A 12,873-nucleotide genomic window follows, 5' to 3' on the forward strand; every position below is an offset into this window, starting at 1 on the left:
CCGCGGCTCAGTCCGCGTCGACGAAGTCCGCGAGGTTCGCCTGGAGCCCGGCCGCGAGCGTCGACTTCCGGCGGAGGCGCCTCAGCGAGACGGGGAGGTGGTCGGCGACGCCGCGGACCGCCTCGCCGAACGTCTCGGCGGCCCCGAACTCGCCGTCGAACGCGTTCCGGACGGCCTCGCGCACCTGCCAGACGCCGACCGGGCCCCAGTAGTCGTCGGAGACGTGGCGTAAGACGAGCGCCTTCGCCTGCCGACCGCGGTCGTCGAGGTGTTCTAAGACGCCGAGCCGGGCCGCGTAGTAGGCGCCTGCCGTCTCCTCGACGTAGCCGGTCCGGCCCTCGCGCCCCTCGCTGGCGGCCGCGAGGTACACCCCCGCTTCGGGGTCGGGGTTCCAGATGGAGCCGGGCGACTTCATCTCGACGAGCTCGTACTCCCAGCGCCCCGGGACCAAGATCACCCAGAAGGCGTTGCCGAGGTACTCGTTGCGGTGGACCTCGATCCGATCGACCGCGGGGTTGTCGCGGATCGAGCCGCGGAGGAATTGGCCGACCGTGTCGTCGACGGCCGTGATCGACCAGCGCGTCGGGACGAGCCGGCGGTTCTCGCCGCGCCCCAGCGCGCCCGCCGAGAGGATCGTGTTGATCTCGTACACGTCGAACCCGCGGCGGTAGAGGTACGTCATCGCGCCCTCGGCGCGCCAGTCGTCGTCTTCGAGCGTCTTCTTCACCGGGCGCGGCACGTGCGGGTTCTCGCCGAGGTCGGCCCGCTGCGCGGCGGCGCGCGGCCCGGTCGGCGTCTTGATGTCCTCCGTCCCCACCTCGAAGTCGAGGTCCGGGCGGCCGTCGAGCCCGATCTCCACGTCGACCGGGCGGTCCGCGATCGCGACCTCGCGTTGGACGCCCAGCCAGCCGTCCCACGCGTCGTGGACGCTCTCGGCCGGGCCGCCCCCCGTGCCGACCGACTTCGCCCCGCTCGTCGCGCCCGCGTCCGCGACGTCGACGCCGCGGGTCGAGTTGAGCAGGCTGGTCCGGCGGTCGAACACGTCCGAAATCGAGACGCCCTCGTCGTACCACGCCGCGGAGGTCTCGAACGCTTCCGCGCGCTCCTCGCGTCCGACCGGCGAGAGCAGGCCCGTCGAGACGTTCGGGTAGTCCGCGCGGCCGACGAAGATGGAGGGCGAGACGCTGCCGACCACGGCGTCGTCGGAGACGTGCTCGTCGAAGCGCCGCTCGAAGGAGTCGAGGTGATCGAGGATGCCGTAGTCCTTCTCCGCGGCGAGGCGCCGCCGCTCGGCGCGCTCGTTCGCCTCGAACTCGATGAACTCGTCGAGCCGCATTCGGATCGGCGTTGGCGGCGCACCGGCTTGAACGTTTCCGGCGCGGGCGCCGTTCAGAACGGCAGAGAGGGGAAAGTAGAGGGACCGCGGGACCGAGGCCGCCTAACTGTGGATGCCCATCGCTTCGATCTGCTCTTGGTACCGGTTGCGGATGGTGACCTCGGTGACCTGCGCCACGTCGGCGACCTCCCGCTGGGTCTTCTTCTCGTTACAGAGCAGCGACGCGGCGTAGATGGCGGCGGCGGCGTAGCCGGTGGGCGACTTCCCGGAGAGGAGGCCCTGCTCGGCGGTCGTCTCGATGATCTCGTTGGCCTTCGACTGGACCTCCTCGGAGAGTTCCAGCTCCGAGGAGAAGCGCGGGACGTACTTCTTCGGGTCGACCGGCCGCATCTCTAAGCCGAGCTCCTGGGAGATGTAGCGGTACGTCCGGCCGATCTCCTTGCGGTCGACCCGCGAGACCTCCGAGATCTCCTCGAGGCTGCGGGGGATCCCCTCCTTGCGACAGGCGGCGTACAGGGCCGCGGTGGAGACGCCCTCGATCGAGCGCCCCCGGATGAGGTCCTCGTTCAGGGCCCGTCGGTAGATCACCGACGCCACCTCGCGCACCGAGCGCGGCACGCCGAGCGCGCTGGCCATGCGGTCGATCTCCGAGAGCGCGAACTGGAGGTTGCGCTCGCCCGCGTCCTTCGTCCGAATTCGCTCCTGCCACTTCCGTAAGCGGTGCATCTGCGACCGCTTCTTCGAGGAGATGGAGCGGCCGTAGGCGTCCTTGTCCTTCCAGTCGATGGTCGTCGTCAGCCCCTTGTCGTGCATCGTCTTCGTCGTCGGGGCGCCGACGCGCGACTTCTCCTGCCGCTCCGAGTGGTTGAACGCGCGCCACTCCGGGCCGGGATCGATCTGCTCGTCCTCGATGATCATCCCCGTCTCCTCGTGTATCAGCTCCCCGTCGGCCGTCCGGGTGAGGTCCTCCGGATCGAAGTCCTCGGGGTCTAACTCGTCGACGTCCTCGATGTCTATCTCCGCTTCCTCGGCGTCCTCGTCCCCCACGCGCTGCCGGTCGTGATCCCGTTGCCGGGTGGGCCGTGTCATCGCATTTATATGCTATCCAATCGGTTTAACTTAAAAGTTCGTTACCATGCGGGTGAGTAGCACGGACTTTCGCGGCGCTCACCCCGACGGCGGCTCGCTCGGGAGCCCCTCGGATGCCGAACGCTCGTCGGCCGACGCGTCGTCGCCGTCGTCCGCGGCGCCGGCGGTTCCTTCTTCCTCCGGATCGGGGGTGCCACCCGGCCGTTCCGACGCCCCGTCGCTCGGTTCGGGCGTCCCCCGGCCCGCGGTCGGCGTCGCGGCGCGCTGGCCGGGCGAGCCGGTGAAGTTCTCGCGGCCGGCGGCGCCGCAGCCGGTCGCCGCCGGGTGGTCGGCCGGCCCGCTCGCGTCGGCGCCGCCGCCGGCGCCGCAGCTGACGTTCAGCCGCCCGTCGGCGTCGGTGTCGACGCCGGTCAGGCTCTCGACCGGGCCGTCGGGCCGCGCCTCGAACACCTCGGGGTCGACGCCGAAGCGGTCGGCCTCCCGGTCGACGAACGCCTCCAGCACGTCCGCGAGCGCGGGGAACGGGCCCCCGTCGGCCGCCTCGCGCACGTCGGCCGCGAACCGCGGCACCCACCGGCCGACGTGGTCCTCGACGAACGCGGCCGTCGCGTCCGTGACGCGCTCGACGCCCGTCTCGTCGCCCTCCTCGCGGAGGTACGCGCGCTGGGCCGCGAGGTGCGAGCAGAACTCCAGTTCGACCGATATCGCGTCGGCGCGGTCGCGCGCGCCGTCGGCGTTCTCCAGGCCGAACCCCCGGTAGAATCCGGCGGCGTCCGCCATCCGGTCGGTGTTGACCGTGACGCCGCCGGGCGCGTACGCCACCTCGTAGCGGTCGACCGCGCCGTCGGTCTCGACGCCGAACGTCCGCGCGAACGTGCGTTCGAGCGCCGTCGGGTCGTCCGGGAGGCGGTCGGCCACCGCCGCGGCGGCGCCGGTCAGATCCGAGCGGCCGTGGCCGCCTCGGCGATCACCTCCCCGAGCACGGTCGGGTCCGGGTCGCGCTCTGCGTCGGCCGCGGTTCCCCGCGGGCGGTCGAACGCAGTCGCCAGCGCCTCGTAGAGCCGCCCGCGGTGGACGTCGCGCTCCGAGGCGGGGGAGAGGTCCCCGCCCCAGCCCGCGGGCGGATCGTCGTGGGTCGCGTCGGTATCGCTCATGGATGGATCACGTCACGTCGAGTCGGTAGGCGTCGACCCCCTGCTCGAACTTGGGGCGCTCGGCGCGCGGTTCCTCCATCGGGACCTTCGCGACGGTCCGGCCGTCGGCGTCGTAGCCGATCGCTTGGTCTTCGGTCACCTCGAACTCCTCGATGCGCCACTCCGTGCTGCCCATCAGGTGGAGCAGGCCGCGGAGCTTGCGCTGGTCGGCGCGGCCGTCGCGGGCGCGGCGGTACGTCTCCTTGGCCTCCTCGACGCCGGGCCCGAACATCTGGAAGAGGTAGTCGTCCGGGACGTTGATCGGCGGGATGTAGTAGACGTTCGGCTCCAGGCCCAGCTGCGGGTACAGCGGCAGCGCCACCTCGGCCTCGTGGACGAGGTAGTCGATCGGGTTGGTCGGGTCCGCCTCCTCCGGCGGGTTCACCCAGCCGTGCTGGCGGATCTTCCCGAGGCAGTTCTCGAAGCACTGCGGGACGAGCCCCTGCTCGACCTTGGGGTAACAGCCGACGCACTTCTGGGAGTTCCCCTTCGCCTGGTTGAACACCGACTTCTTGTACGGGCACGCCTGGACGCACTGGAGCTGCGCCTGACAGCTCTCCTCGTCGATGAGGACGATCCCGTCCTCCTGGCGCTTGTAGATCGCCTGGACCGGACAGGAGCCGGCACAGCCCGCGTACGTACAGTGGTTACACACCCGCGGGAGGTAGAAGAACCACATCGGGTGTTCCTCGCCCTCGATGTGGGTGTCGCCCGCGAACGCCTCGCCCGCGGGCTCGTCCTCGCCGAGGTTCGGGTGCGCCCAGTCGGCGTCGTCGGGCATGTAGCTCGCGACGTGGCCCTCGTTGGCGACGTGTTCCTCGGTCGGGCTCGTCTCCTCCCAGTCGACGTCGTTCGCCTCCCAGATGGTGTCGCCGTCGTAGACCCCGTCGGAGCCCCACTCCTGGACGCCGAGTCGGTCTAAGATCTCCTGGTCCCAGCCGAGCGGGTGGGCCCCGTACGGCTTCGACTCGACGTTGTTCCAGAACATGTGCTCTTGACCCTCGCCGTGGGTCCAGGTGGTCTTACACGAGAGCGTACACGTCTGGCAGGCGATACACTTGTTGAGGTCGAAGACGGCCCCCCACTGTCGGTCCGGGCGGTTCTCGGCGTAGGGGTACTCCATCTCGCGGCCGATCTGCCAGTTGTAGACGGTTGCCATTGGTCTGGTGTGGTGGTGTCGGTGTGTGGTCGGTCAGTCGGACTCCGAGCGGCCGACGAAGCCGCCCGCGAGGTACTCTTCCATCCGTTCGTCCTCGTTCGTCGGGCGGACGCCCTCCTCGACCGGGCGCCAGTCGCCCTCGCCGTCGACGCCGCCGTCCGCGGCCTTCTCGACCTTCACGAACGCCTCCTTCGGCGCGCCGTTGGCGGCGTGGACGTCGGGCTCGAACCCGTCGTCGAGGTTGAGCCCGGCGAGGTTCTTCCGCGGCATCGTGTCGGTGAGCCACGTGCGGCGGAGCCACGTCGTCGTCGCCGACTGGTGGCCCCCCTGCCGGTACATCCCGACGTAGTTGGTGTCCTCGGCCTTCGCCATCCCGTCGTCGCGGCTCTCGGTCGCCGCCACCGACTTGTGGGAGGCGTTGGTCACGTTCATCCAGCTGCGGGTGACCCCCTGCGGGAGGCTCGGCTGGAACCGGACGCGCATCATCGCGCGGGCGACGTCGTAGGAGTCGTCGCTCGCCTCCCAGTCGGGGTACGGGCGGTCCTGCGGGTCGGCGTCGACCCACACGTAGTCGCCGTCGGTGAGCCCCTCCGCGAGCGCGTCGGCGGGGTTCATCTCGATGTACCCCTCGCCGAAGTACGGCTGCCGCTGGTCGCGGCGGGTCATGTCGCCGAAGTTCGACCACCACACCGCGATGTTCGGGAGGTCGCTGCCGAACGAGTGGGTGCCATGGCGGTACTTCGGCGTCATGTACACGTACTCGTACCCCTGGTCGAGGTCGTTGAGCGGGTGGCTGCTGTCGGTGAGCTCGTTCGGCGAGCGCACCACGTTCCGGACCTGCCGGTCGTTTGTGTCCTCGACTTCGTCGCCGTCCCACCCGCGGTCGTCCGGCGTCTCGGGGTCGATCACCGGGCTGTCGCTGTCGTCGACGATGACGTTCGGCTCGTACGGCGTCGCGTCCATCGGCTCCCGGTGGAGCGGGATGTTCTCGCCGGCCTCGGTGAACTCCGGCTCCTCGCGGAAGAACTCCAGCCGGCCGGTCTTGGTGTACCAGGGGTCGTCGTCGAGCGTCTGCTCGTTGCCGACGTGCTTCGGGTACGACCGCGTCATGATGATCGCGGGCGTCCCCTGCCGGGCGTCCTCGAGTAAGTTCTCCACGTCGTACCCCTTCACCGTGTTCGAGTGGTCGACGATGCGCTGGAGGTACGGCTTCGCGCGGTGCTCGTCCTCGTCGATGAACTGCCAGTAGTCGACGAAGCGGTCGTCGCCGGTGATATCCGCCAGCCGCTCCGCGACGCCCTTGTAGTGTTGGGCGTCGTTGCGGGTGTCGTAGATCCGGTCGATCTCCGACTCCGGCATCGTCGTGATGAACGGGTTGGTGACCGAGGCGGTCATGTCGTGGACGTTGTGCTCCGCCCACGAGTCGGCGGGGAAGACGATGTCGGAGTACTCGCAGGTCATCGTCCACCACCACTCGTTGGTGAAGAACGCCTCTATCTTCCCGTTCCGGAGCATCCGCTCGATGACCTTGTACGCCCCCTTCGCGTTGCCGAGGATGGAGTTCGACCCGGACACCCAGATCGACTTCGTGGGCGTGTGCATGTGCGAGTCGCCCTGGAAGTACTCCCCGTCGACCTTCAGCGGCTTGTCGAGGTTGGTGTAGAAGTGCGCCGAGTGCATGTCGTACCGCTGGTCGACGGTCGCGTCCGCGTCGGGGTCGTCCTCGACGTCGAACGGGCTCTCCTTCGTGTACTGTTCGAGCCCGTTGAAGTAGGCGGCGCGGTAGTTGCCGGAGTAGGAGCCGACGTTGCCGGTCTGGTAGCCGACGTTGCGGGTGAGCGACGCCACGAGGAACACGGCCCGGTCCTTCAGGTCCGCGTTCGCGTAGTGGTTCGGCCCCATCCCCGTGAGGATGAGCGTCTCCTGCTTGTTGTCGGCCACGTCGCTCGCGAGGTTCTCGATCGCCTCCGGCTGCGTCCCGGTCACCTCGGCGGTGCTCTCGGGGTCCCACGTCTCCGCGAGGTGCTCGCGGATGAGGTCGAAGACGGTCCGCACCTCGACGGTTTCCCCGTCGGCGAGCTCGACCTCGAAGGCGCCCTCGATAGTCGCGGGCACGTCGAAGTCGTCGCCCACGTCGTCGCGGGTGACCGGCTCAAGCTCGCCGGTCTCCTCGTTGCGGACGACGAAGTCGCCCCACTCCTCGCGGAGCTCCTCGTCGATGACCTGGTCGGCGATGTCGGTGCGGCCCGCCGTCGGCCGCTCCTCGTCGTCGGCGACCGTCTCGGTCTTCGATAAGTCCGCCGGCTCGTAGTCGGCGAAGACGTCGCTCGCGCGCAGCAGCTCCGTGTCGTCCATCCGGACGAGGAGCGGGAGGTCGGTGTTCGCCCGGACGAACTCGGGGTCGTACAGGTCGTTTTCGATCAGCTCGCGGGCGACGCCCAAGAAGAGCGCCGAGTCGGTCGCGGGGCGGACGGTGACGACCTCGTCGCACTTCGAGGCGGTCGCGTTGTAGTCGGTGAAGATGCCGGTGAGCTTCGTGCCCTTCACCTTGGCCTCGGTGAGCCAGTGGCAGTCCGCCATCTTCGAGGTGAGGTAGTTCATCCCCGCGACGACGAGCTGGTCGGCGTGCTCGACGTTCGCGAGGTCGAAGTCGACGGTCTGTTGCCCGGTGACCATCGTGTGGCCCGGCGGCAGGTCGGTGTGGAACGAGTAGTTGTCCAGCCCCATCGCGCCGAGCGCCTCGTCCTCGTCGACGTCGCGGACGTAGTTGTCCAGAAGCGCCATCGAGTTGGCGTTCCGGTACTGGCCGAACAGCTTGATCAGCCCCAGCAGCGGCATGCCGCCGCGGAACTTCATCGACCGGACGCCGGCGCCGTCCATCTCCTCGACGATGCGCTCGTCGTACCCCTGTTCGAGCAGGCGCTCCGCGCCGGACTCGCCGCTGTACTGCTCGGCCAGCTCGACGAACGTGCGGGCCGCGAGGTCGTACGCCTCCTCGAAGTCGACCTCGACGAAGGCGTCCTCGCCGCGGTTCGCGTACTCCTCCGGCATGGACCCGTCCTCGTTGCGGGGGAACCCCTCCTCGACCCACTCGCGGAACCCCTCGCGGACCATCGGGGCCTGGACGCGGCGGTCGCTGTAGAACCGCTCGACCATCGCGAGCCCCTTGTTACAGACGCGCGGGTCCCAGCGCTGTGAGGCCTGGTTCCCCTGGAGGTCGGTCGCCTCGCCGTAGTTCATCGAGGGCCCCAGCCGCGTGATCTGGCCGTTCTTCACGGCGGCCTCCAGGTAGCAGTTGTGCGTGTCGTTCGGCGTACAGGTGAGCATGAACGAGTCGTCGCGGTCCCACACCTCGCGGTAGTGGGACTCCCACTCCTCGTTCGGGTACGCCTCGAAGGGGCTCCGCCGGCCCGGGAACGGCCCGGGGTCGTCCCCCATCGTGAGTCGAGTGCTCCCGAGGTAGCCGGCGGCGCCGATGCCCGCGACCGCGCCGGCCGCGGTCAACACGTCGCGCCGGCTCACCTCGTAGTCGCTCTCCTCGTCGTCGGCGCGACTCATCCGGACCACCCCCATCGAACCGCCGGGGTGTCGGATCGTCGCCCCCCGTACCGGACCGATCGGTTCCTGGTCATCGCGCCCGGAAGATGGGCTTCCGGGCGATTATAACGGCTCTCGCGTTCCTACTCCCCTACACTCCGGCGAATCACTTCGGGGTGAATCACTTAAACGATCGAGCGCGTCGCATCGCGGTCCGCGTCGCTTCTCGCTTCAGTCCGGGAGTTTCTCGCTCGCTTGCCTCCCGAGGACACGCGACGCGAAAAGACACCCGCGAGCCGCTCAGACCGACCCGGCTTCGCCCTCGACTCGGACCACCGAGCGGTCGTCGTCGACCGGTTCGACGTCGACCGCGAACTCGTCGCCGAGCGCCTCGCCGACCCGGTCGTCGCCGCGGTCCACGAGGAGCGGCCGCGGGCCGTCCGGGGCCGCGCCCGCCTCGATGAGCGCCTGCTGCTCGCGCAGGCGGTCCGGCAGGCCGCTGATGTCGACGGCGTCGTCGGGCACGTCCGGACCGGCCTCGTCGAGGAACGCGGTCACCGCGCTCCGGAGGTCGTCGAGGGCGGCCGCGGTCGCCTCGCCGAGCGCGTCGAACTCGAACCCGGCCGGGTCGCGGAGGGCACCGTCGAACGGGAGCGAGACGAGCGGCGGGTCGCCGGTCGCCTCCGCGACGAGGTCGGCCGGGTCGCGGTCGCCCGCCGCCCCACCGTCGTCGTCGACCGCGTCGCCCGCGCGGACCTTGTTCGCGACCACGGCGGCGACGGGCACCTCGCGGGCGTCGAGCAGGCCGACCGTCCGCGTGACGTTCCGGACGCTCACGTCCGAGGGGGTCGTCACGACGACCGCGCCGTCGACGGGGACGCGCGAGAACACCGTGTGCGCCACGTCGCCGACGCCCGGCGGGAGGTCGACGAGGAGCACGTCGAGGTCGCCCCAGACGGCTTCGCCGAGCAGGTCCGCGAGCGCGTCGTGGGTCATCGCGCCGCGCCACGCAGTCGGGCGGTCCCCGGAGACGAGGTCGATGCTCACGATCCGCATCCCGTCGGCGTACGCGGGCGAGGGGCGCCCGGTGGGCGTCGAGACCACCGGGTCGCTCGCGCCGAGGTACTCGGTGAGGTCCGGCGCCTGGAAGTCGGCGTCGAACACGCCGACGTCGAGGCCGGCGTCGCGGAGCGCCCGCGCGAGGGCGATCGTCACGGTGCTCTTGCCCGCGCCGCCCTTCGCGCCCGCGACCGCGAGGACGTGCTCGACCCCCTCCGGGCTGAGTTCGCCCTCGACGCGGCTCCGCTCCGGGCTCTCGATCCGGACGTGGTCGACGCCGTCGATAGCCAGCCCGGCCCCGCGTACCTGCTCGCCGACCGCGGTCGCGACCGCGGGGTCGAGGCCGCCCGCGTCGAGCGTCGCCGTCACCACGCCGTCGCCGACGTCGAGGTCCGCGAGCACCTCGGCGGAGACGGGGTCGCCGCGCGGCGTGTCGATCGACCGGATCTCCCGGACCATCCGGTTCCGGATCCGCTCCGCGTCCGGGAGGTCGGTCTCGACCGGAGCGTCGGGCGGCGACCCGCCGCCCGGGCCGCTCGCGCCGCCCGGGGGACCGCCCCCCTGCGGACCGCCCCCCTGCGGACCGCCCCCTTCCCCCAGCGCCGGGTGGTTCCGCGGGAGTGCGCCCTTCCCGGTTTCTTCTAAGTCGATCGGACGGTAGTTCCGGTTCGGGTCGTCCGTCGGCGGCGCCTCGCGGGTCTCGACGCCCGGCGGCCGGCCGTCGGCGCCGTCGGCCTCCGGCTCCGACTCGTCGTTCGTCGCGTCCGGTGCCTCCGTCTCGTCGCGCGTGTCATCGCTCATCTGTGGTCGGTGTCGGTCGCGGTCGGTTCGGCCGCCTGCGCTCGGCCGAGCGATTCCGGCGGGTCGACGGCGCGGACCGCCTCGCGGACCGCGTCGAACGGCTCGTCGCCGTCGGCGACGACCTCGCCCGCGACGCGCTCGGGGTCGGCGTCGCCCACGAGGACCGTCGGGACGGCCACCTCGGCGAACCCCTCGACGACGACGAGGTCGTACCCGCCCGCCGCGAAGCGGTCGAGCGCGTCCCGGAGCGCGGCGCGCTTCCGGGCGTCCGCGCCGCCGTCGCCGCTCTCACCCTCGTCGCCGCTCCCGCCGCGGTCGTGTGGGCGGACCTCGAAGGCGTGTCGCGGCGTGATCCCGACCGTCGCCGCCGCTCCCGCGGTCCGGTGGCGGTGGGTGTCGGTCCTCGGCTCGTCCGGCTCGATGGCGTGGTGGATCGACTTCACCGTCGCCACGCGCCGCCCCGCCGCGGCGAACGCGTCGACGAGCCGCTCGACGAGCGCCGTCTTCCCGGCGCCGCTCGGCCCCGCGACGGCGACGACCGGCGGAAGCGGGGCGTCGCCTCGCCGCGCCCCGCCGGCCGCCCGCGGGTCCTCCGGCGCCGACTCGTCCGTCTCGTTCCGCTCTCGGGTCGTTGGGTTCATGGCTCGCGTGGTGTGGGGTCGCCGCGCCCGCGTCACTCGCCGCCCGCCGCCCCGTCGACGGTCCCCGGAACGGGGTCCGCGTCGGGCGGGAGCGCGACGGGCGCGAGCGCCGCGAGGTCCCTGACGGTCTGTGCGCTGTCGAAGTCCGGGCCGACGAGCCGCGGGAGTCCCGCCGCCGGGCCGTCGAGCCGCTCCGTCGCGACGACGGCGTCGAGCGCGTCCCGCACCGGCACGTGCGCCCGGTACCCGTCCGCGGACTCGGCGCGGAGGTGGGTCGTCTCCGGCGGCGCGTCGTCGAGGAGCGGCGCCACCGCGACCCCGCGCCACTCGCCGCCGAACTCGGTCCCGGTCGCACACCGGTAGCGGCAGGCGACCGTGACCGCTCCGCGCCGCTCGCGCACCGCGTGGAGTTGCGCGAGCAGGTCCGGCGCGGAGCGCTCCGCGGCGCCCCCGGCGTTCGGTCGGTTCGAGCCGACGTTCGACGAGGTCACTGCGTCGTAATCGACGGACGCGCCGCCCGTGTCGGCTACGCCTCATATATTCGGTCCTTTTTCAGTCGGCGGACGGACAGCCCTTTGTCCGCCCGGCGCGGAACCCGGACGAATGCCGACCATCGACTGCGACCCGACGGTCGCGCGCGAGCGCCTCGCGGACGCCGGCGTCCGGATCGACGAGGGGAACACGCCCCACGAGCGGTGGCGCGCCGACCGCGACGGGGCCGTCGCGGTCGCGTACGACGACAAGGTCGTCGTCCAGGGGAGCGACCCCACCCGCCTGACCGCCCTGCTTCGCGACGGCGGCGGCCGCGCGCACGTCTACTTCGACGGGGCCTCCCGCGGGAACCCGGGCCCGGCTGCGGTGGGCTGGTGTCTGGTCACGTCCGACGGCGTCGTCGCCGAGGGCGGCGAGCGCATCGGCCGCGCGACGAACAACCAGGCCGAGTACGCGGCGCTGATCCGCGCGCTGGAGGCGGCCGACGAGTACGGCTTCGACGCGGTCGACGTCCGCGGCGACTCCCAGCTGACGGTCAAGCAGGTCCGCGGCGAGTGGAACGCCAACGACCCGGAGCTGCGCGAGCGACGGGTCCGCGCCCGGGAGCTACTGGAGCGGTTCGACCGCTGGTCGATCGCCCACGTACCGCGGGAGATAAACGAGCGCGCCGACGATCTGGCGAACGAGGCACTCGATGACGCGAACTGACGACGACCCGCCCGAGTGGGCCAAAGAGCGGGCGCGCGAGATGATGGCGGCGGGAGACGAGGAGGCGACTGACGACCCCGCGGACGCTGCGGACTCTCCCGACCCCGACGACGAGCGCGTCCCGGACGTGCCGGTCGAGGCGGTCGAGGAGGCGGAGCGGCTCACGCGGCTCGCCCGCGAGGCCGAGTCCGCGGAGCCGACCCCGGAGATCGAGCAGGCGGCCGCGCAGTACCGCGAGCGGCGCGACGCCCTCGCGGCCGAGTACGGCTACACCGCGCGCGTCCGCGAGGAGGACGACGCGCTCGTGCTGTATCCCGACGAGTGGATGGAGGAGGGGACGGTCCAACTCGACCGCGTCGAGGACACCGACCGCGCGGTCGAGGTGTCGCTGTCCGGTCCCGGCGACGCCGACCGCTACCGCGAGGTGGCCGCGTACAACGAGGCGGTGGCCGCGGCGGTCGCCGAGCGCGAGGCCGCGGTCCACGCGCGCACCGCGGAGACGTTCGCGACGTTCATGAGCAACCACTACGTCCGCACGGTCGACGACGCGACCCCGGAGATGCGGGCGGAGTTCCGCGAGGAGTACCTGGTCCGGAACGGGTGGCCGACCGACGAGCAGCTCGACGCCGTCGACGAGTCGCTGTCCGTGATCGAGTCCGTCGCCGCCGACGTGGCGGTCGACGACGTGGACGATCCCGCTGGCGACGAACCAGACGACGCCGGCGGGTCCGCCGACGCCGACGGGTCCGCCGACGCCGCGGACTCACCCGACACGAGCGACTCGGCGTAGCGGTCGCTCGGCGGAGAAAAACGCGGCTTTCGCCGCGCCGTGTGCCAAAAGGGTCGGTTAGCGTTCGA

At 71.5% G+C, this 12,873-nt stretch carries 11 protein-coding genes; 2 read left to right on the plus strand and 9 right to left on the minus strand.

Features of this window, described 5'->3' with window-relative positions:
* Positions 1–7: 7 nt before the first annotated feature.
* The 9 genes from nreA to DVK05_RS00355 form a co-directional block, all read right to left on the minus strand.
* A complete protein-coding gene (gene nreA, locus DVK05_RS00315; RefSeq protein ID WP_121561475.1) occupies positions 8–1,336 on the minus strand; it encodes a DNA repair protein NreA in 1,329 nt (442 codons plus the stop codon).
* 102 nt (positions 1,337–1,438) lie between these two features.
* Positions 1,439–2,425: a transcription initiation factor IIB family protein gene (locus DVK05_RS00320; RefSeq protein WP_121561476.1), complete on the minus strand. Its 987-nt coding sequence runs from the start codon at positions 2,423–2,425 to the stop codon at positions 1,439–1,441.
* A 78-nt stretch (positions 2,426–2,503) separates the two neighbouring features.
* On the minus strand, positions 2,504–3,343 hold the full coding sequence (locus tag DVK05_RS00325; protein ID WP_121561477.1) for a molecular chaperone: 840 nt from the start codon (positions 3,341–3,343) through the stop codon (positions 2,504–2,506).
* A gap of 17 nt (positions 3,344–3,360) precedes the next feature.
* Entirely contained in the window at positions 3,361–3,579 is a 219-nt protein-coding gene (locus tag DVK05_RS00330; RefSeq protein ID WP_121561478.1) for a hypothetical protein, read from the minus strand.
* 7 nt (positions 3,580–3,586) lie between these two features.
* The gene (locus DVK05_RS00335; RefSeq protein WP_121561479.1) at positions 3,587–4,777 is read right to left on the minus strand and encodes a 4Fe-4S dicluster domain-containing protein; all 1,191 of its coding nucleotides are present in this window, start codon (positions 4,775–4,777) and stop codon (positions 3,587–3,589) included.
* A gap of 33 nt (positions 4,778–4,810) precedes the next feature.
* A complete protein-coding gene (locus DVK05_RS00340; protein ID WP_121562422.1) occupies positions 4,811–8,335 on the minus strand; it encodes a molybdopterin-dependent oxidoreductase in 3,525 nt (1,174 codons plus the stop codon).
* A 279-nt stretch (positions 8,336–8,614) separates the two neighbouring features.
* Complete coding sequence (locus DVK05_RS17185) at positions 8,615–10,174, minus strand: P-loop NTPase (RefSeq protein WP_199712266.1); 1,560 nt, start codon at positions 10,172–10,174, stop codon at positions 8,615–8,617.
* Positions 10,171–10,815 carry a molybdopterin-guanine dinucleotide biosynthesis protein B gene (locus DVK05_RS00350; protein ID WP_199712267.1) on the minus strand — a complete coding sequence of 215 codons (645 nt, stop codon included), beginning with the start codon at positions 10,813–10,815 and terminating at the stop codon, positions 10,171–10,173. The genes DVK05_RS17185 and DVK05_RS00350 overlap by 4 nt, the downstream gene beginning before the upstream one ends.
* A 32-nt stretch (positions 10,816–10,847) precedes the next feature.
* Positions 10,848–11,306, minus strand: coding sequence for a molybdopterin-dependent oxidoreductase (locus DVK05_RS00355; protein ID WP_121561480.1), 459 nt, complete (start codon positions 11,304–11,306; stop codon positions 10,848–10,850).
* Positions 11,307–11,418: 112 nt separating this feature from the next.
* On the opposite strand from DVK05_RS00355, the gene rnhA reads away from it, so the two are divergent.
* Both rnhA and DVK05_RS00365 read left to right on the plus strand, forming a co-directional pair.
* Positions 11,419–12,015: a ribonuclease HI gene (gene rnhA / locus DVK05_RS00360; protein ID WP_121561481.1), complete on the plus strand. Its 597-nt coding sequence runs from the start codon at positions 11,419–11,421 to the stop codon at positions 12,013–12,015.
* Entirely contained in the window at positions 12,002–12,805 is an 804-nt protein-coding gene (locus DVK05_RS00365) for a hypothetical protein (RefSeq protein WP_121561482.1), read from the plus strand. The genes rnhA and DVK05_RS00365 overlap by 14 nt, the downstream gene beginning before the upstream one ends.
* The last annotated feature ends 68 nt before the right edge of the window (positions 12,806–12,873 follow it).

The sequence above is a fragment of the Halorubrum sp. Atlit-8R genome (assembly GCF_003666025.1).
GTDB lineage: Archaea > Halobacteriota > Halobacteria > Halobacteriales > Haloferacaceae > Halorubrum > Halorubrum salinarum.